Source organism: Lysinibacillus sp. EB271-A1-10B, assembly GCF_058791335.1.
On record NZ_JBYTDL010000043.1, the window covers coordinates 1 to 21,470 of the forward strand.

Genomic DNA, 21,470 nt, shown 5'->3' on the forward strand with positions numbered 1-21,470 from the left:
AGTTGTGTGCATCACGATTGAGTTGTTTACATCACGACTAAGTTATGTGCGTCACGTTTAAGTTGTACATGGACAATGTTCATCTAATCAACACAGCACCTTCCATACGAAAAGGAATGGTGCTGTATCAATTTCTTCAGAAAAAAACGCACTTACTTATGGTAAGGTTCACCCTTCATAATCCTAAAACTCCTATAAACCTGCTCCACCAAAACAAGTTTCATTAGCTGATGTGGTAATGTCATCTTTCCGAAAGACTGTTGCTCATCAGCTCGTTTTAACACATCGTCATGTAAACCAAGGGAACCACCGATGACGAACGCGATTTTACTTTTGCCGTAGGTCATTAGAGATTCAAGATCTGCCGCCATTTGTTCTGAGGTTTTCATTTTGCCGTTAATGGCTAAGGCGATAACGTATGTATCTGGGCCGATTTTAGATAGAATACGTTCACCCTCCTTTTTCTTGACGATTTCCATTTCTGCTTCGCTTAGCTGTTCGGGTGCTTTTTCATCTGGTACTTCGATTATATCCATTTTTGCATAGCCACCGAGACGTTTTACGTATTCGTCTATGCCCATTTTTAAGTACTTTTCTTTTAGTTTTCCGACTGATACAATCGTTATATTCACACGTTATCCACCTTTACATTTCATTTACAAACAAATTATCCACAAAAGTTATCAACATATCCACAAGAGAATCCTATATCTTGTGTAAAGTTATTTACTTGATACAAGATATTCTGCAGGCTGTTCACAGTAGCTACATTTTGTGGATAACTTTTTATCCTCTTCGACTTTATCCATAATCGGGAACTCTTTTTGCTCTGCCACAAACATGTCTAAAGCGTGTTCTATATGGTTTTCACAGCTGTATTTTTCCATTTTTACACCTCTTCTTATTTTCCGAAATTTCCACAAACTTATTCACAATTCGGTCTATGTTATCCACAATCTATTGTAACAAAGGACAGGCAAGTATGGAAGAATAGGCTTCATACCGCCACTCACCTTGTTAATGTTATTATTCACAATTTTCTAGTTATCCACAATATTTTCTAAATCATTCTTCATAATTCAACGAAAAAATCAGTGGAGATCCTATCATCCCCACTGATTTTTAACTTTACAATGAACCACTATTTGTTAATGTTAGTGATAGTTCCACTATTTTACCTTGACGATATACTTTCATCGTTAATTTATCACCAATTTTTTTGTCATTATATAAATGTTTACGTAAATCGATTGCTGTTTCAATTTTTTTGCCATCCATTTCAACTATAACATCGTATTGTTGAATGCCTGCTTTTGCAGATGGAGAGTTAGCTACGACATCTGTAACAACAACACCTGTTGTTAAGTCTTTTGGCAATTGTAACGTCTGCTGTTGGTGGAATGACGGAACATCCGTTAAGTCTACTAATTGAATACCCATTGTTGGACGTTTCATTTCACCATTTTTCTCTAATTCCTCGATAATTGGAATTGCTGAGTTAATCGGAATTGAGAATCCTAAACCTTCAACAGAAGATTCCGCAATTTTCATGGAGTTAATACCGACTAATTCACCAGCAAGGTTAACAAGTGCACCACCACTATTACCAGGGTTGATAGCTGCATCTGTTTGTAATACTTCTTGTTGCCAATCTTTTGTGCCATCATTATTTATGTCCACTGGTACAGAACGATCTTTACCAGAAACAACACCTGTAGTAACAGAGCCATAGAACTCTAAGCCAAGTGGGTTACCTATTGCGATAACTGTTTCACCTTGTTTTAATACGTCTGAGTTACCAAATGTCGCAACTGTCTTAACGTCTTTAGAGCTGATTGAAATAACAGCTAAGTCTGTCCAAACATCGCGACCAACTAATTGCGCTACTTCTTTCGTTCCATCTGGCATTGTTACTTCTAACTGTTTTGCACCCTCAATAACATGGTTATTTGTCACGATAAAGGCTTTATCACCTTGAACTTTGTAAATAACACCTGAACCGCTTCCTGCAGGCTGTTCTGAGGCTTGTGGACTCCAGAATCCGCCGCTTGCTACTTCTTGAATATTCGTGATCCCTACAACAGCCCCAGAAGTCTTATCTACGGCTTTCGTAACATCAGTAGTCACTTCTGTTGCAACTTGATTAATGGTTGTTTCATTTTCACCCGTGCTGCTCGTCGTTGTACCTGGCATTTGATTGACAAGTCCAGGCATCATGAGCCACACGAGTAAAGCGCCAATGATGACACCGATAAGACCAGTGAAAAAATAACCACCCTTTCCTCCGCCACCGCCTTTCTTTTTATGACGCTTCTCTTGCGTTTCTCGCTCCTCTTGTTCGAGTCGCTCCTGAAGAGGTGACTTCTGTATATCATCATTTTTTAGAAAATCTTTGTTTTTATCATCATCTTGAAAATAGCTCATTCTCCTCGTCCTTTCTCTTATTAGTATTTGTTAGTTGTTACCTTAATATTACGATTCAAACATTAAAATCAGATGAAAAATAAATAAAATGGACATAAAAATGGCTGTTCAATGCATTTTCTATAAAATGTAATTGAACAGCCTCATTAAAGCCTCATTTTTTTATTGTATAATTCGATATGATTAACTCACTTTAAGCCAAAAGCAATGTAGCCGACGTTTCACTTACGTTACATAAAACATTTGTAACTGCCGTTTCACTTACGTTACATAAAACATTTGCTGAGAAAAGTTACACAGTAACTAATTTTGTCGGCTCTTCTGCATCTGTATCAAATAAATTTAAATACTCTCCGGCAATAATACCGCAGGATTGCAAAGTTTGTGTGACACTCATGCGCGCAAGCTCTTTCATATTATTATCTTTACTTAAATGTGATAAATAAATATTTGTTGGTTTTTCAAATACTACCTCACTCATTGCTATAGCTGCATCCTCATTTGAAACATGCCCTACATCACTTAAAATACGACGTTTGATAGACCATGGATAGCGCCCCATTTGCAGCATATTCACATCGTGGTTACTTTCAAATACAAAGGAATCAGCACCTCGAATGATACCCTTCATACGGTCACTAACATAACCTGTATCCGTAATAACAACAAGCTTACGCCCGTTTTCATGAAAACTATAGAACATTGGATCTGCTGCATCATGTGATACAGCAAAGGATTCAACAGCTAATGAACCAAAATGCTTTACAGTATCCATTTCAAATTCAAAACGTTGCTCTAAAGGTATATCCCCAACTAGCCCGTCCATTGCTTGCCATGTTTTGTTGTTTGCATAAATAGGTACATTATATTTTCGTGCCAATACACCTATTCCTTTAATATGATCACTGTGCTCATGCGTAACGAAAATGCCACTTAGCTGTTTCATATTGCGGTCGACTTTTGTAAATAGTTGCTCCATCTTTTTGCCACTTAGACCAGCATCGACAATAAATGCATGATCATCATTCTCTACATAAATCGAATTTCCTGTACTGCCACTTGCTAAAACACTAAATCGCATCATTCAACTCCCCAGTCTTCCTCTTCACCTTGTTGCTTGTCTCCTTGGATTTCAATAATTTTTCCATCAATAGCATCAACGAAGTACTCTTCTATTTCTCCGTCCGATAATTTCACTTGTACTTCCCATGTTGGTATCAACACTTGCGTTTTATCTAATTTACTAAATGTCGAGTAACCTAACTTCACTTGCGCAATACTCGAGTCTGATTTTAATAGCGTTTTATTATAAAGTGTTTGGAAAATTTGAAGTGGTGGAATAACGGTTTCCTGTTGCTCCATCTCTTCTATATTGTCAATCATTGTCTGCTCATACTTTGTCACTTCGTTATCCATATTCCAGTGTACTTTTAACACGGCACTATCATTGTAATAGAATATTCGATTATTTTTCTTCTGGAAGAAAACTGCGACTCGTTCCTCACGGTCTACCTCCCATAATGCATAAGAATCCCCGTTTTTAACGTTTGTGTGGACAAAATCGATAAGACTTGCATCGTCATTAATATTTCGTAATTTCACAGGATTGATAAAAACAGCACTTATTTGTGTATGTGTCTCATCCGTAAAACTCACTTTCTGATTATCATCAGGAGCAGAATTTTTAAAAATATGCACTTCGCCTGTAATGTAAGTAGCAGACTCGTTACTATTAGGCAGTGGTCCATACGTAATATTATCATCTTTTAAACGGGCTTCTATTGTTTTTTCACCTAGTATTTCTACGCTCTGCGCTTCGTTATAACGATCTAAATACAACCAATACAAGAAAATATTTAAGATTAAAAAAACGAATATAAAAATAGATTTTGTTCTATTCCAATCCATTTTTGACACCCCCTACTACTTCAGGCGTCAGTCTCGTGGATACACCATTACGAATGACAAACCAACACGGCTCTATTGTCACAATTGTATTTTGATCAAGAGTCAAATAGAATCCCACAACAATGTCATCTATATCTGATAAAGCAATGTTATTTAGCTTTTTAATCTGTTCAACGACTTCTGTTCCTGACGGAAGTTCTTTCATCTCTCTTTCGGATGGAATATCTTTCTCAAAAGAAAAGTATGGACGTTTGTAGACGAAAATACGGTTATCTCCCCAAACGGTTGTAATTCGATTTATCGCCTGTTCACTAAAAATCGGTAATCCGTGTAAATATAACTGATAATCTAATTGATTATTGCTTGTACTTGTTGATACTAAGCGATAATCATCTGTAAAGCCACCGTGTTCATTGATAAATTCAAAACTATCCTTCAAGAGCTTGGAAGGTTCTATTCTTATACTACTTTCTGCAGCTGGATTTGCATAAGTCAATGATTTCAATTTTGAATCAAGCACCATCTTTGACATTCCATCTTGATATTTTTCAGTAGTTGTACTTTCATCAGTTCGCCGGACATTTTTTAGATTTGTAAATAATACATCTTTTAACAATTCAGGTTTCTCTTCGATAAAATACGTATACTTTGATGATTCAATTTTATCGTTTGCAATATATAGTGAGGTAAAGCCATCTCGCTCCACCTCTGTAAAAGGACCATATGTTTTCGCTGGCTCAATAATATTTCGTACAAACTGATTAGCATTTTCTAGACTTACATGCGAACGCATCAATGATTCATTATTGCCACTAATGAAAAACACCTGTAACTCTTTGTTATTATACTTACTCCAATCTATAATCATACGATTAAAGGTTGTTTCAGGTAGCTCCTTATCGGCGAACTGAAAAATTGAGTTAAAGGCAGAGTAAGGAATCTCACCAGTAAAAAAGACAGTCATACAATTGTTCGTACGAATCATCTCGTTTAAAGAGTCGGCTGTAAGGTTATTGTTTACAGGCATTAAATCTAGAATATTCCATCCCTCAAATGCTTGCATAATATCTTCCATGACGCCATTAGAAACGGTTCCGGTAAATTCCTTATCAAAACGGTAAATAGCTTTATACGGCCTAATGACATCCGCCATTTTCTTTTGTGGTCCAATCAGGATTTCTTTTCCTTCAGTCTGTTCAATAACTTTATAATCTGGCGTGTATGTCCAAATCATAAAAGTTAAAACTACACTTAGCACAACGAGTAGAAATAATACACCTGATTTAACTGGTTCTATATATTTCATTCCCACTCACCTGCCTCGTCAAAATCATCTAAATTAAGTGGTAATGTGAAGAACACTGTTGTTCCATGTCCTTCCTCACTTTCAGCCCATATTTTACCATCGTGAGCTTCAATCATCTCTCTCGCAATAGCTAGACCTAGACCAGTGCCTCCCATAGATCGTGCTCGTGCTCGATCTACTCGATAGAAACGGTCAAAAATACGTCCTACATTTTCCTTAGGAATTCCCATACCATCATCAGAAATCATCACCTTCAGCATATCTCCTTGCACTGTAAAGCCAAAGCGAATATTACCTCCATCTGGTGAATACTTAATAGCGTTGGAAATAATATTATCGATAACTTGTGTCACCTTATCTGTATCAATCTCTACATAATAAGAGGCTTCTGGTAATAAACGTTCAAATCTCACTTTGTCTGACTTAGACATTTCAAAACGATCAATAATACGGTTAAAGAATGAATTGAATAGAACAATGTCTTTATTCAACTCATAATCTGAACTATCCATTCGTGATAACTGCAATAAATCATTCACTAATCGGATCATACGCTCTGTCTCTGTTTGTGTGACATTCAAAAATGTTGGAGCAATATTTTCATCTTTCCATGCACCATCCGCTAACGCCTCTAAATAACTACGCATCGTCGTTAATGGCGTCCGTAATTCATGTGACACATTCGATACAAATTCTCTACGATCCATCTCTATTTTTTCCTGCTCCGTAATATCATGCAGTACGGTAATTAGACCATTAATAAAGCCCGTTTCTTTTTGAATGACAGAGAAATTCGCACGCAAAATATACGGTGCGTCTGCTGTACTGAAATTTAAATTCACCGCATCATTCATGTGAATTAAATCCTCAAAACTATACTCTTGGTCAATACCTAAAACAGATGCAATCGGACGACCTAATGTAATATCTCTTGAAATATGGAGAAGCTCTAGCGCGGGATCATTAATAAGAATGATCCGCCCTTTTCGATCTGTCGCAACAACACCATCCGTCATATTACTAAGGACCGAATCGAGCTTTCGCCGTTCTGCCTCTGTAGTAGATTGCGCCTCCTGCAAGCGATTGGTTAAATGATTAAAGGTAATAGCAAGCTGCCCAATCTCATCTGTACCATAAACCCGCACTTTTCGAGAGTAGTTACCCTTTGCCATCGCCTGTGCCTGCTTACGCATATCTGAAATTGGCTGTGTAATTGTTCGTGCCACTAAAATCCCTAAAAAGATCGTAATCACCATGGACACTGCCGTACCCCCAAGGAAAATACGGTTAATGTCATTCACTTGTTCAAAAACAGATTCAATATCAGCTTCAATGTAAAGAACCCCTATGATTTCATCATCAGGACCTGCACCATCTCGAATTGGCGAAGCTAACACCCACACTCGATTTCTTGTTTTATTATCAAGTTTAATGTTTTCAAATAAAGTTTCCGCAGAGATGGCACGGCGCACGAGATCATTATTTGAGCGCTGTCCAATCAAACCTTGATTGTCTACCTCAGATGTGGCGCGAATACGTTGTCTATTATCGATGACACGGATTCCTAAAATATCTCCATCAGAAACGTCCTTCAACCCCGTTGAAAACTCCATAACTATCGTTTTCAAGCTCTCTTCAAGAGTTGGCATACTACTTTCATCGCGCTCTTTTAACATTTCTTCACGAATGCTATATTGCATCAAATCGACACGTTGAAAAATGGATTCCCGAAAGTTTTCTTTTAAATTCCGCTCTAATTCACGCGCGAAATAGATTCCTATTATTTGCAAAGCAAGTAGGATTAGTAAGATGTAAATTAGTACTAGCTTTACATGAATTGATTTAAAGAAGCTTACTTTCTGCATTCCTTTTTACTCCTGTTCAGGATTTCGTAAATAATAACCTACTCCACGACGTGTGACGATCCAAGCTGGATGACTAGGATTGTCCTCTATTTTTTCCCGCAAACGACGAATTGTTACATCTACTGTTCGTACATCGCCGAAATAATCATAGCCCCACACAGTCTGCAGTAAATGTTCACGCGTCATCACTTGACCGATATGCTTACCTAAGTAATGTAATAATTCAAACTCCCTATGTGTTAGTTCAATTGCCTCATCACGTTTCAGCACTAAATAAGCGTCTGGTTGAATAACTAGAGAACCTACTACAATTTCATTGGATTCTTCCTCGACTTCTTCAGCAGTAGGAGCTACTACTTGTAAGCGACGCATATTCGCCTTTACACGCGCAATAAGCTCTCGTGTACTAAATGGCTTCGTCACATAATCATCTGCGCCCATTTCTAATCCTAATACTTTATCAATCTCAGAACCTTTTGCTGTTAGCATGATGATCGGAAAATCATATTTTTTTCGTACTTCTCTACAAACTTCCATCCCATCACGCTTAGGTAACATTATATCTAAAAGCATTAAATCAGGTTGCTCTTCCTCAACCTTCTCTAGAGCTTCATCTCCATCATAAGCACAAATAACTTTGTACCCTTCTTTTATTAAATTAAACTGTAAAATATCTGCGATTGGTTTTTCATCGTCAACAACTAAAATGGTTTTGTCCATATATTTCTCTCCCTTTCGCTTTTTATCTATTCTTAAACGATGTGTATTCTATCTATTATGATTTGGCTTTGTAGTTAGGCCTGCAAATGTCTTTTGTGCAAAAGCGCAGTGCTAACGTAGCGACAGCAACAACATGAGGGCCGACACGATGCAGGTTAGTTAGCCGTTCTCGCACGGATGCGATGATTTTAGGCGAATATCCTATAAGCACTCCTTGGCGTTTTCATAGAATGTGAAGTTTTTAGCCTAAGTTCCTCTATTTCAGCGGACACCCGTTGAAAAATAACTTCACTCCGTATTCAACTCACCACCTATAAAGGTGGGGGATTTTACTGAAAGAAGTTAAAGTAACTACTCTTAACTCTACCATGCTTTTTGCTTCTATGCATTATTCTAAATCCTAAGACATTATACGATATTTTATCCAACTATATTTCGACAAATATTTCTTGGGAAATAACATAGATTTAAATACAACGTATACAAAAAGACAGTCCTACTTCGGACTGTCTTCTATTCGAACTAATTAACGCCCTACATATGTTAATGGATTTTCTAACGAACCATTTTTTTCAACTTCAAAGTGTAGATGTGTACCTGTAGAATTTCCAGTAGAGCCCATAACACCTATAACAGAACCTTTTTCTACCACTTGTCCTACTTTTACTTCAATTGAAGAAAGGTGTCCGTAAAGCGTTGTATAACCATTATGATGATCAATTACGATACGATTACCGTAACTACCTGAGACACCAGCAGCGACAACAACACCATTATCTGAAGCTAAAATATTATAATTATTAGGACGAGCGATATCAATACCACGATGGAGTTCTCCCCAACGTTGGCCCATCCCACTTGATATATAGCCACCCACTGTTGGCCAAGTAAATTCACCTGTACCACGTGATGAAATCACTTTCGTACCAACTACTTCAATTTCATCAACTGGTTGTTGTATAATATCTTCTTTTAACGCAACTTTGGATATACGAGTTCCGTTTTCAGACGTTAACAAATAAGATGTTTCTTTACTTCCATTAACACCTGGTTGTTTTATCACTTTCTCACCTTTATACATCGTCGGATCTTCTTCAACTATTTTCTTAAACGGAATAGTATCAGTAACTTTCTTCTCCTGTTTTACCTCAAGTGTTACAAATGGTTTAGCGACTGTTACGTTTAATGCTTGTCCAATCTGTAAAACTGTATCAACAGTGATACCAGGATTTAACGCTACTAGCTCAGTTGTTGTTAATCCATGTTTTTGGGCAACCGATCCTAAAACATCACCTGATTGAACTTTATATGTTACTTGTTCAAGAGAGCCTGTCATTAAATATTTCACGGCTTCCGTAGGCGTTACAATAGCATTTGGTGCTACTTTTTGTATTGCACCTGAAACTTCCTGTTTAAAAGAAACATCTACAAGGCGCGCTTCACCAGTCTGTAATGGTGGAATATTCGTTGATTGTTGGTTAACATATAAACTATTTAGCTCTTGCTGTGAAACATATTGTAGTTTTAGCATACGAATAGTATCTTCATAGTCTTTTGCATCTTTTAAAGAAACTACAGGCTCACCATCTACAGATAATGTAAATGATGGAGCTTGAACTACTAAAGATTGTTCTAATTTCTTCAAAATCTCCACATCTTTAGTTTGATTACTAAATACTTTCTCTGGGATTATTTTGACAGAAGAACTAGCATCAATCGATAACTCTTTGTATTGTTGACTTGCTCCTTTTTCCTTTGACGCAATAATTTCTTCAATAGCTTTCTCATTAGAGACCGCACCTATATATTTATTTCCCACGTAAACGTGATAAATTTTATTCAAATCTTCATTATGTTTTTCTTTTGCAAAACCTACATCAAACGTTAAACTTGTCATTAACACTGTAATAATGGATATCTTTTTAATTGAAGAAAAATTGTAAGTAAATCTACTGTTTTTTTCTTTTCTTGACCAAGACGAACTCATCAATAAAGCCCCTTCCAACTTTAACCTTTAGCAGGATTAATTACCCACAAGGATTTTTTGCACCAATATACTGTACCATAAAGAAAATTCGGTTAGATTGTTTTCATCTTTTTGTAATGTAAATGTATTATTACTCTACTACTTGTTACAAAATTACTATTTTTGTAGCAATTAATAAAAATAATTTTAAGCGCGGATGTTCTCTCCAGCCACTTCTTTTCAAAGGATATCTAATGTAGATTCACTCAATACGTTTCGCTTTCAGTGTACAAAGGACATTCACCAAATTCTTACAGTAAATTTGTAGTGTTTGAGAAAAATGTAGTATTGTATTTATTTTTAGTATGATTTAAGACTTACCACTTTTTAGTTTTTTAATATTCCGATAAAATAGAATGGAGATATACTAGTTGATTGGAGCGATTAATTTGAATGATTCACAAACCTCTGGAATAACCACTAAAGTAAGAAAGCCCCAAAGCAAAAATACTGTTCGTAAACTTATTATAAGGACCATTATGGTGTCATTAGGTGCAGTCATTATGGCACTGGGGCTGGAGCTATTTTTAGTACCAAACAACATTATGGATGGTGGAATTGTAGGCGTATCCATTATCACTTCGCATTTATTAAGTTTACCTCTTGGTATTTTCATCTTCATTTTAAACTTACCTTTTATCTTTTTAGGCTATAAACAAATTGGTAAAACTTTTGCACTTTCATCAGGACTCGGAATAACAGTACTCTCATTAGCAACACTTTTCTTACATAATATAAAACCATTTACTCAAGACACACTATTGGCCACAGTTTTTGGAGGCATGATTTTAGGTATTGGTGTCGGAATCGTCATTCGTTATGGTGGTTCGTTAGATGGGACAGAAATTTTAGCTATTTTATTTAATAGTAAAACGCCGTTTTCCGTTGGTGAAATTATTATGTTCTGCAATGTACTTATCTTTACGGTAGCAGGATTTGTGTTCACATGGGAACAAGCCATGTACTCTATCCTGGCATACTATATTGCCTATAAAATGATTGACATCGTCATTCAAGGGATGGAGGAATCAAAATCTGTTTATATCATTAGTGACGAAATTGATGAAATCGGACAGACCATTATGGACCGACTTGGTCGAGGTGTGACTTTCCTTCATGGTGAAGGGGCTTATACGGGTAACGATAAAAAAGTTATTTTTACCGTCATTACTCGATTAGAAGAATCGAAACTTAAATCAATCGTTTCTGAAATTGATGATCATGCTTTCCTAGCAATTGGTAATATTGCAGAGGTTAGAGGTGGTCGCTTCAAGAAAAGAGATATTCACTAATGACAAAAGGGCGTACCGTATATGGTACGCCCTTTTGTTGTGAAAAAATATAACACCTATGAAATTAAGTATGGCTCTTCGGCAAAACGAGGGGGTAATTTCCGTTCCGACTGAGCGCTTTCCTGGGGGCGTCCGATGAGCTGCTTGGGGCAACAAATGTTTTCTGTGCGAAAGCGTAGTGCTAACGTAGCGGCAGCGACAGGATGTTGGTCACGAAGGCGTTATCACAGGACGTGATGCTTTTAGCCTTCGTTCCTCTATATCGCTGATCCCCAAGGAGTCGCTCAGTCGTAACGAAGATCACCTACTTCATTTAGTGTATTTTTGCATATCATTCTAATATATAAATATATAGAAGTTGTAACAGTTGTCTTTTGTATGAAAGCTAAGCGACAATAACAGATGTCTTTGCAAAAGCGTAGCTACAGCAGCCATAACGTCCTCTTTGGAATACATAAAATATAGTAATAAGTCATCTCTCACCTCAAAATTCAGTGCCAGCAAAGAGATTTGGTATAAAAAAAGACGTACCGCATATGGTACGTCCTCTTTTGATTTAAAATTATTTTGCTTCCCAAACGTCCACTAATACGTTCGTTTGTTCACGTGCAGGACCAACAGAGAAAGTAGCGATTTCAATACCAGTTAATTCACTTACGCGTTCTACATAGCGTCGTGCATTCTCAGGTAGCTCTTCTAATGTTTTGCAGCCTGTAACATCTTCTGACCAGCCTGGAAGCTCTTCATAAATTGGTTCACATTGTTCAATAATATGAAGGTTTGCTGGATATTCAGTAATTGTTTCATCTTTATATTTATACGCAGTACAAATTTTCACTGTTTCTAAGCCAGATAAAACATCAATTGAATTAAGCGCAAGATGCGTAATACCACTTACTCGGCGTGAATGGCGCACAACTACTGTATCAAACCAGCCTACACGACGTGGACGACCAGTTGTTGTACCGTATTCACGGCCAACCTCACGAATTTGTTGACCTACTTCATCAAATAATTCAGTTGGGAACGGTCCATCACCAACACGAGATGTATAGGCTTTAGATACACCAATAACACTTGTAACTCGTGATGGGCCAACGCCAGCACCAATCGCTACTCCGCCGGCAACAGGATTTGAAGATGTTACAAATGGATACGTACCTTGATCGACATCAAGTAAAATACCTTGTGCTCCTTCAAATAACACTTTGCCGCCTTCATCTAGTACATCATTTAAGATTTTTGACGTGTCTTCTACATATTTTGCGATTTCTTGTCCATAGTTGTAATATTCCTCGAAAATTTCTTCGAATGTTACACCTTCAACTTCGTAAAATTTCTCAAATAACTTATTCTTAATTACTAAATTTTGACGTAGTTTTTCTTCAAATACATCTTTGTCTAGTAAATCAGCCATACGGATACCGATACGTGCTACTTTATCCTGATAACATGGCCCAATCCCTTTACAAGTTGTACCAATTTTATTATCGCCACGGCTTTCCTCATCAGCGATATCTTGCTTTATATGATATGGCAAAATAACATGCGCACGGTTAGAAATTCGTAAATTATCTGTATTAATGCCACGCTCTTGTAAGCCTCTAAGCTCAGTCACTAATGACTTTGGATTTACAACCAAACCATTTCCGATTACTGAAGCTTTTTCTTTATAGAAAATACCTGATGGGATTAAGTGTAACTTATACGTTTCACCATCAAATTTAATTGTATGACCTGCATTATCACCACCTGCAAAACGAGCGATTGCATCGGCTTTTTGTGAAAGGAAATCTGTAATTTTACCTTTTCCTTCGTCTCCCCACTGTGTTCCTACAACTACAACTGATGTCATAGTCAGCACCTCCGTTAGATACAATTTGTATCTCAATTTTTAAGCCGTTAATTATTGTAACAATGATAGAAACGCCTAGTCAACAAAAATACTTAAAAACACGAACGTAAAATCAAAAAATATGATTCAACGTTCGTGTTTAATAACAGAATGGTATGAATATTATCTAACATTCAGATTAATTCCGTTTTGGCATAGTCGCAAACGTTATGTTCCTCTTTTTCAATCAGCATTTGGCCAACATAGTGTATGGTTGATTTCCGTTTCGACAGGGCGCTTTCTTGAAGTAGTCCAGTCGTAACGAAGATCAACTTATATACATGGCAAATGTTTTAACAAATGGCATCTTCAACTACTGATGGTGAGCCAAATAAATATTTAATCACGTGGAGGCGGTGGCGGCATTTGCGACCAATCCACATTAATGAATTTGTTGAATTCTTTTTTAAAGGCAAGTGTAACTGTACCCGTTGGACCGTTACGCTGTTTAGCAATAATAATTTCAATCATATTTTTACTCTCGGACTCTTTATCGTAATAATCATCACGATATAAGAAGGCAACAATATCAGCATCTTGCTCAATACTTCCCGATTCACGTAAGTCACTCATCATTGGTCGCTTATCTTGACGTTGCTCAACGCCACGAGATAGCTGTGATAATGCAATTACTGGAACCTTTAATTCACGCGCTAAATGTTTTAAAGAACGTGAAATCTCAGATACCTCTTGCTGACGGTTCTCCCCTGGTTTACCACTACCTTGAATAAGTTGTAAATAGTCAATCAAAATCATACCGAGGCCATGCTCTTGTGCTAAACGTCGACATTTTGCGCGAATTTCATTAATACGTACACCCGGTGTATCGTCAATAAAAATTCCTGAATTTGATAAACTCCCCATTGCCATAGTTAGTTTACCCCAATCTTCTGTTGTTAAAGCACCTGTACGTAAAACTTGTGCATCTATATTTCCCTCTGCACAAAGCATACGCATAACTAGCTGCTCAGCACCCATCTCTAAGGAGAAGATCGCAACATTTTCCCTTGCTTGAACGGCAACACTTTGTGCGACATTCAATGCAAAGGCTGTTTTCCCTACAGATGGACGTGCAGCAACAATAATTAAATCGTTACGCTGGAAGCCAGCTGTTATATTGTCTAAGTCGCGGAAGCCTGTCGGAATACCTGTAACATCACCTTTTTGTGATTGAAGCTGCTCAATGTTATCAAAGGTTTCCACCAATACGTCTTTAACATGCTTAAAGTCACCCGCATTTTTACGATTGGCTACCTCCATCATTTTCTTCTCTGCTTCACCAAGTAATGCCTCTACCTCATCTTCACGAGTATAGCCATCTTCTACTATTTTAGTAGCTACACGAATTAAACGACGTAATAGAGACTTTTCTTCGACAATTTTCGCATAGTGTGCGACGTTAGCAGCTGTAGGGACAGCATTGGCGAGCTCTAGTAAATACGATAGCCCGCCAACATCCTCAATTTCTTTTTTAGCTGATAATTCTTCAGTAACTGTGACAACATCTATCGCTTTTCCCAGATCACTTAAACGTAGCATCGTTTCGAAAATTTGCTTATGTGCATTATGATAAAAATCATCTGCTAGTAAAATTTCAGATGCAGTGATTAACGATTGAGGATCGAGGAAAATCGCACCGATAACCGATTGCTCGGCTTCCCGGTTATGCGGTGGAACGCGATCCATCATCGGTTCGGTCATGGATTGTCGCCCCTTATTCTTCCGTTACATGAACTTTTAATGTAGCAGATACTTCATGGTGTAGTTTTACAGGTACATTTGTAAAGCCTAGCGCACGAATTCCATCACTTAAAGTCATTTTACGTTTATCAATTTTTATGCCATGCTTTTTTTGAAGTGCATCGGCAACTTGCTTTGAAGATACTGAACCAAATAGGCGACCACCTTCACCTGATTTTGCTTTTAGTTCTACCGTTAAAGCTTCTAATTTTTCTTTTAATGCTTTTGCTTCAGCTAATTCGGCAGCAGCATTTTTAGCTTCTAAATTCTTTTGACCTTCTAATTGACTTAATGCTTGTGCATTTGCTTCAGCAGCATAACCATTTTTAATTAAGAAGTTTTGTGCATAGCCGTCTGCGACATTTTTTATTTCGCCTTTTTTCCCTTTTCCTTTAACATCTTTTAAAAATACTACTTTCATGATTCAGAACTCCCTTCGAGTACCTCATTTATGGCCTCTTCTAAATATTTTTTTACTCCAGCAATGGAATTTGATTCGACTTGGCAAGCTGCATTAGTTAAATGCCCGCCGCCGCCTAGCTTCTCCATAACAAGCTGCACGTTTACTTCGCCAAGTGATCTTGCACTTATGCCGATTTTGCCATCTGACCGATGCGCAATGACAAAGGAAGCACCGACATCCTTCATTGTTAGTAATATATCTGCGGTTTGCGCAATTAGTACAGAGTCATACACTTTCGCTTCTTCACCTACAGCAATAGCAATACCCGGTTTCACGAACTTAACAGTCTGCACTATTTTAGAACGTTCAATATACGTATCGACATCTTCTTTTAATAATCGCTGTACTAGCACTGTATCGGCACCATTTGTCCTTAAATAAGAAGCCGCTTCAAACGTACGGGCCCCCGTACGCAGTGTAAAACTCTTCGTATCGACAATAATTCCCGCTAGCAATGCAGTAGCTTCTAGCATATTAATCTTCGCACGTTTTGGTTGATACTCGAGTAACTCTGTCACAAGCTCAGCTGTAGATGATGCATATGGCTCCATATAAACAAGCGTTGGATTTTCTATAAAATCCTCACTTCGACGATGGTGATCAATGACCACAACTTTTTCTGCCAACTTCAATAGTTGTGAATCGATGACTAAATTTGGTTTATGTGTATCGACAATAACGAGCAACGATTTTTCTGTCATTTTTGTCGCAGCTTCCTCTGGCGTTAGGAAATGTTCATAGAAATCCGATTTACTCTCAATTTCATTCATTAAACGTGTTACACTTCCGTTTAACTCTTCAAAATTTATGATTACGTAGCCCTTTACATCATTCATTTGTGCCATTTTACGTACGCCAACAGAGGCACCAATAGAGTCCATATCAGGATTTTTATGTCCCATAACAAACACTTGGTCACTATCCTGAATTAAATCACGTAGTGCATGAGAAATAACACGAGCTCTAACGCGTGTACGTTTCTCAACCGGGTTAGTTTTCCCGCCATAGAACTTCAGCTTTCCTGTAGGCTGCTTGATAGCAACCTGATCACCACCACGACCTAAAACAAGGTCTAAACTTGATTGTGCTAGTTCACCAAGTTCTACTAATGAAGATGACCCTGCGCCAACGCCAATACTTAATGTTAATGACATATTTTTTTGCGCCGTTTTTTCTCGAATTGTATCTAAAATAGCGAATTTTTTCTTTTCAAGCTCCATTAAAATCGATTCGTTTAATACAGCTAAAAAACGATCAGATGATATTCGTTTCACAAATATCCCTTGCTCAGCCGCCCAATCATTAACAATCGATGTCACCAGCGTATTCGTTAAACTACGTGGCTGGTCGTCCATTGCTTGTGTAATTTCGTCATAATTATCAACAAATAAAATCGCAATAACTGTACGATCAGCATAGTATTGTTTTTCAATAGCTATCTGCTCAGTGATATCAAAGAAATATAGTAAATTATCTTCTTTTTTATAATAAACTCGGTACTTACGATCATGCAGCGTAATCGTATCTTCGTTTGTTTCCTCGGACTTCATTAGCACGTAAATGTCGTCAGATATATTAACGATCCCTTCACCTACTAAATTCTCCATATTTAAAACGCCTTGCATATATGGATTCGACCATTCTATTTCATATTGATCATTGACAAGCAAAATCCCAATTGGCATTTCAAGTAATGCCTCTTCCCCAACTTTTTTCATGCGGAAAGAGATGGATTCAATATGCTTTTCTGTTTCTTCAAAGGTAATCTTTTCTACCTTCCACGTATAAACCATTAATAGAACAAAACCTACCCCGTAACCGATACCTATCCCGATATTCCAAATACATAGAAGCACGAACGTCACAATGCCAAAAATGGAAAGAACAAAAAGCGGATAGCGAATTGGTCGTTTTCTAAAAGTCCCCATTACATCAGCCCCTTATTCTTTGGTTTTCCCCTTCACAAGTGAACGTAAGTCGAAACCTAAATCTACGATGCCTAGCAATATTATAATGGATGATAGTGGTAAGGCTAACAAAGTTGCTACCCACTTAACAGCATTAGGCATTTCCTTTTTAGAAATAAAGTAATGTATAAAGGAAATCCCCTGCAGGATTAATAACATCCATAAGATAGAAGAAACATTTAACACAATAATATCTAATGTAGATCCAAACTCCGGACGCACAAATAAATTAATGCATAAAACAATCATGTAATACCATAAAATAGATCGTGGTAAACGCATATTTTGGAACGGTGCAAATTTTGGTACGTCTAAACCAAGACGTTTTAATACAGGTAAATTTAACGTTATGATAATAAATGCTGCCATAAATGCAGTGATTGTTACTGTTGCAGGTATTGTCAGCTCAATTGTTTTTAACATAGCATCAATTTGTTCTTGCTGAAACACTACTTGACCTGTCACCGTTTTTGCAAGTTCATTTGATTGCTCATAATTTTCGCGTAAAAGATCCGTGCTCATGCTAATAATATTGATATTAGCAAATTGAACATAGGCTACATAGACAATTGCCATTGACAGAAGAACAGCCACCCCAGACGACATGAATAGGTAAAGTTTGCTCTTCTTTTGATTAATTGCACTTCCTATAACGATACCAAGTAACGCCAAAATAAAGGCAAATGGTAGCATAATAATGCCACTCGTTAAAATGGTTAAGATACATCCTACTACTACTACGAGTATTGATGATGAACGCTTGTAATTTGCGCTATACCAAGCAATCGGTAGTGGGGCAAATAGTAGACCTACTATAAAAATGAATGGTACATATGCAGAAATAAGCATTAGAATCGTAAAGATTGCGACCATCATTGAGCCTTGTACAAGCGCCTTTGTTTGATTATTCGGCATTGAAAACCTTCCTTTTTTTAGTCAAACTTACTGACCTTTATTGTACCATTTTTTCAGGTTATTGAACAAAAAACGCTAAGAACAACTTATGCTTTGTCATTAATTTTGTAGAACCGATGACTAAAGCATAAAACACATAGCTATATAGGAGATTTTTTACCGAAAAAGCATAACAAATTCATTCATTGATTATGTTCTTCTATATATATTATTTTAAAATTTTTTCAACAATAAAAAAAAGCAACTTACGACAGTTACTAATACATAAAAAAAGGCTTTTAATCGAAGTGATTATAAGCCGTTTTGTTTTAAAAATGTCCTTAGTCGATTGTTTCTCAATCTCTAACGTTCCATCTTTTCTTTATTCATGTCTATTAAGAGTGTAATAAATTCTTATCATAATAGCAAACGGTAATATATAGAGCAATTACTGAGATAAACCAAGCCCATGACCATAGCGTGGAGTTGATTTCGGTCGGAACGGAAATCAATATGACATGTGTTTAACCATCCTCAGCTTTCGTTAAAATAAACAATATTACCATTTAATAGAATTGAACATAACAATATTTACCTTAAATTAAACTAACCTTACTCTTTAGTGAAAATACAACTTTGATAAATAAAGGCTGTTTTCGTAGACATTGTTGTTTTGGGTAAATAGTGTAATTCAACAATCGGGCCAGATTGTTGAATTACACAGTTGATGAGCTATGCCCAAAAATAGAATTAGATTATGAAGAGTTGTACTTAAATTAACAAGACAGAATAGTCTAATTCATGGAAATAAGTTAAATTCTAATGATAAATACTGTAAAATTTATTTATTACTAATTAAGTAAAATAAATTTATATAATAGATGGTAAATTCCAAATAGAGGTGAATTTATATGCCTAAAATTGACAATATGTTAGCAATTCTATGGATGCTTAGTTCAGGTGAAAAAATTACTGCAAAACAAATTGCAGAAAAGTTAGAGATGAATATAAGGACTGTTTATCGTTATATTGATACACTTTCAACAAGTGGTGTACCTATAATTTCAGACACAGGACATAACGGTGGATATACTTTATTAAATAATTTTATTGAAGCTCCTCTTTTTTTTGATTTTGAGGAGCAAACTTCACTATTTCACGCTGCTGTTTTTGCAGAAGAAGCCGGATATTATGGAGGTGAAGCACTAAATAGGGCCATTTCAAAACTAAGTAAATACTCAAATCAAGAGCAGGAAACAAAGATAAATCAACATTTAACTAGTCTTGAAGTAATAAGTCGATTAAGTTCACTCTCTATGGAACCTTTTTTGAAGGAGTTGGAGCAGGCCGTAGCTGACGGGTACTCAGTAAAAATTCTTTACCATAAAAGTGGCGAAAAGCAATTAAATTATAGATTGGTCGATCCGTACAGAATTATCTATTGGAATAATAAGTGGTATGTGATTGGATTTTGTCATCTTAGGAATGATATCCGTAGTTTTAGAGTAGATCGAATTGAAAGTCTAATGCTAACCGAAAATAAGTTTAACCGGCCAGAAAATTTTTCAGCACGTGATTTTTTTATGAGAAACCTCCTTCCAACTATAGAAGATAAGGAAGGGATTACTTCTTTGGTTATTAATGGAAATACAGGGACGTTAGGAGATATTTGCCAACATTGGTTTTTAGGACATTATTTACAAGAACGTACTTCAAATCAAGCAGTATTTCTTCTTGAAAAGGATATTATACATACATATGTACCTTATTTACTTTTACCGTATGGTAAATCTATTCAAGTTATTGAGCCAATAAGTCTAAAGAAAAGACTTATTGAAGTTCTGTCGGAATTAATAAAATTTCATGAAGTATGATAACTTCCCTGACGTTAGCTGTCAGGGAAGTTATCTTATAATAGGCTATATTAATTGAGATTGGAGCGTTATTGAATGCAAACAAAAAAAGTGTATCTTTATGTATTTAATACAATGTCAGACTGGGAATATGGATATTTGATTGCTGAATTAAACTCTGGAAGATATTTCAAAAAAGATTTAGCCCCATTAAGAGTAGTTACAGTAGGAGCTAATAAAGAAATGATTACTACAATGGGAGGACTGAGCATACAACCAGATATTTCTCTTGATGAATGTACGCTTGAGAGTAAAGATCTTTTAGTCTTACCTGGTGGGACTACTTGGAGAGAAGATATTCATCAACCTATCTTAAAAAGAATTGGCGAAGCTTTAAAGCTTGGTACTATTGTTGCTGCAATTTGTGGTGCAACTGAGGCTCTTGCGAATATGGGATACTTAGATTCTAGAAAACACACAAGCAATGACTTAGAGTATATTAAGATGGTCTGTCCTAATTATAAAGGAGAAAAATTTCATGAGGTGGGACCTGCGGTATCTGGTGACAACTTGATTACTGCATCAGGGGTAGCACCTCTGGAATTTACTATGGAAGTACTGAAAAAACTAGATGTATTTACACCCGACACATTGCATTCATGGTATAACCTAAATAAGACTTATAAAACTGAATACTTCTTCCAGTTAATGAATTCAATAAATAGCTGAACTAAAAATCAACTTAGCAGTTTTATATTAGTTCAAATAAAAACCATGCTTTAGACAATGCCAAAGCATGGTTTTTGTATATTACTTATATATGTTTATGGAAGTAAAAAACTTACAAAGCATTCCTGAAGTTTTTATAAATAGAATTGGTAACTAAATCTTTTTTATTGCATATAGGTGTGCTTTTTTCTTTGGCAATAATGATCTTCAAGAATCGGGCGCGATTGTGGAATAATCCTAACTTTCCTTTATAGCAACAATCTTTGAGAAAACAGTATAAATAAAAAGGTTCTAAGTCAAATGTTGGGGTGCTGTACTCTTTCAGCACCTTAACCCAGATGAACTCCAATTTCTTTATACTTTAAATTTAATAAGATTTTTGCTCGAAA

Annotated in this window: 17 protein-coding genes; 3 read left to right on the forward strand and 14 right to left on the reverse strand. The window is 36.4% G+C overall.

Translation table 11 applies throughout. The annotated features are described in order from the left end of the window. Positions 1–152 precede the first annotated feature (152 nt). The 9 genes from rlmH to AC3WSK_RS25980 form a co-directional block, all read right to left on the reverse strand. A complete protein-coding gene (gene rlmH, locus AC3WSK_RS25940) occupies positions 153–632 on the reverse strand; it encodes a 23S rRNA (pseudouridine(1915)-N(3))-methyltransferase RlmH (protein ID WP_079563384.1) in 480 nt (159 codons plus the stop codon). Positions 633–722: 90 nt separating this feature from the next. Further along, positions 723–887, reverse strand: a complete 165-nt coding sequence (locus AC3WSK_RS25945; protein ID WP_079563383.1) for a CxxH/CxxC protein — start codon at positions 885–887, stop codon at positions 723–725. A gap of 241 nt (positions 888–1,128) precedes the next feature. After that, positions 1,129–2,424: a S1C family serine protease gene (locus AC3WSK_RS25950; RefSeq protein WP_079563382.1), complete on the reverse strand. Its 1,296-nt coding sequence runs from the start codon at positions 2,422–2,424 to the stop codon at positions 1,129–1,131. A 292-nt stretch (positions 2,425–2,716) separates the two neighbouring features. Next, positions 2,717–3,505 (reverse strand): MBL fold metallo-hydrolase, encoded by a 789-nt coding sequence (locus tag AC3WSK_RS25955; RefSeq protein ID WP_079563381.1) that lies wholly within the window; start codon positions 3,503–3,505, stop codon positions 2,717–2,719. After that, positions 3,505–4,332 (reverse strand): two-component system regulatory protein YycI, encoded by an 828-nt coding sequence (locus AC3WSK_RS25960; RefSeq protein ID WP_427483883.1) that lies wholly within the window; start codon positions 4,330–4,332, stop codon positions 3,505–3,507. Before AC3WSK_RS25960 ends, AC3WSK_RS25955 begins: the two co-directional genes overlap by 1 nt. Beyond that, positions 4,319–5,638: a YycH family regulatory protein gene (locus AC3WSK_RS25965; RefSeq protein WP_492414927.1), complete on the reverse strand. Its 1,320-nt coding sequence runs from the start codon at positions 5,636–5,638 to the stop codon at positions 4,319–4,321. Before AC3WSK_RS25965 ends, AC3WSK_RS25960 begins: the two co-directional genes overlap by 14 nt. After that, positions 5,635–7,503: a cell wall metabolism sensor histidine kinase WalK gene (walK, locus tag AC3WSK_RS25970; RefSeq protein WP_079563378.1), complete on the reverse strand. Its 1,869-nt coding sequence runs from the start codon at positions 7,501–7,503 to the stop codon at positions 5,635–5,637. The genes AC3WSK_RS25965 and walK overlap by 4 nt, the downstream gene beginning before the upstream one ends. Before the next feature lie 6 nt (positions 7,504–7,509). Then, positions 7,510–8,223, reverse strand: a complete 714-nt coding sequence (gene yycF / locus AC3WSK_RS25975) for a response regulator YycF (RefSeq protein WP_049662630.1) — start codon at positions 8,221–8,223, stop codon at positions 7,510–7,512. A 526-nt stretch (positions 8,224–8,749) separates the two neighbouring features. Beyond that, positions 8,750–10,210, reverse strand: a complete 1,461-nt coding sequence (locus tag AC3WSK_RS25980; RefSeq protein WP_492414928.1) for a peptidoglycan DD-metalloendopeptidase family protein — start codon at positions 10,208–10,210, stop codon at positions 8,750–8,752. 518 nt (positions 10,211–10,728) lie between these two features. Between AC3WSK_RS25980 and AC3WSK_RS25985 the strand changes: the two genes are divergently transcribed. Continuing rightward, positions 10,729–11,541 (forward strand): YitT family protein, encoded by an 813-nt coding sequence (locus tag AC3WSK_RS25985; protein ID WP_170939053.1) that lies wholly within the window; start codon positions 10,729–10,731, stop codon positions 11,539–11,541. Between the two features lie 562 nt (positions 11,542–12,103). Here the strand turns inward: AC3WSK_RS25985 and AC3WSK_RS25990 are convergent. The 5 genes from AC3WSK_RS25990 to AC3WSK_RS26010 form a co-directional block, all read right to left on the reverse strand. After that, positions 12,104–13,396 carry an adenylosuccinate synthase gene (locus AC3WSK_RS25990; RefSeq protein ID WP_079563375.1) on the reverse strand — a complete coding sequence of 431 codons (1,293 nt, stop codon included), beginning with the start codon at positions 13,394–13,396 and terminating at the stop codon, positions 12,104–12,106. 378 nt (positions 13,397–13,774) lie between these two features. Next, positions 13,775–15,136: a replicative DNA helicase gene (dnaB, locus tag AC3WSK_RS25995; RefSeq protein WP_079563374.1), complete on the reverse strand. Its 1,362-nt coding sequence runs from the start codon at positions 15,134–15,136 to the stop codon at positions 13,775–13,777. A 13-nt stretch (positions 15,137–15,149) separates the two neighbouring features. Further along, complete coding sequence (gene rplI, locus AC3WSK_RS26000; protein ID WP_079563373.1) at positions 15,150–15,596, reverse strand: 50S ribosomal protein L9; 447 nt, start codon at positions 15,594–15,596, stop codon at positions 15,150–15,152. Beyond that, positions 15,593–17,566 carry a DHH family phosphoesterase gene (locus tag AC3WSK_RS26005; protein ID WP_492414929.1) on the reverse strand — a complete coding sequence of 658 codons (1,974 nt, stop codon included), beginning with the start codon at positions 17,564–17,566 and terminating at the stop codon, positions 15,593–15,595. The genes rplI and AC3WSK_RS26005 overlap by 4 nt, the downstream gene beginning before the upstream one ends. A 12-nt stretch (positions 17,567–17,578) precedes the next feature. Beyond that, positions 17,579–18,520, reverse strand: coding sequence for a YybS family protein (locus tag AC3WSK_RS26010; protein WP_079563371.1), 942 nt, complete (start codon positions 18,518–18,520; stop codon positions 17,579–17,581). Positions 18,521–19,410: 890 nt separating this feature from the next. Between AC3WSK_RS26010 and AC3WSK_RS26015 the strand changes: the two genes are divergently transcribed. Then, entirely contained in the window at positions 19,411–20,373 is a 963-nt protein-coding gene (locus AC3WSK_RS26015) for a helix-turn-helix transcriptional regulator (protein ID WP_492414930.1), read from the forward strand. A 75-nt stretch (positions 20,374–20,448) separates the two neighbouring features. Beyond that, positions 20,449–21,081, forward strand: coding sequence for a type 1 glutamine amidotransferase family protein (locus AC3WSK_RS26020; protein WP_492414931.1), 633 nt, complete (start codon positions 20,449–20,451; stop codon positions 21,079–21,081). The last annotated feature ends 389 nt before the right edge of the window (positions 21,082–21,470 follow it).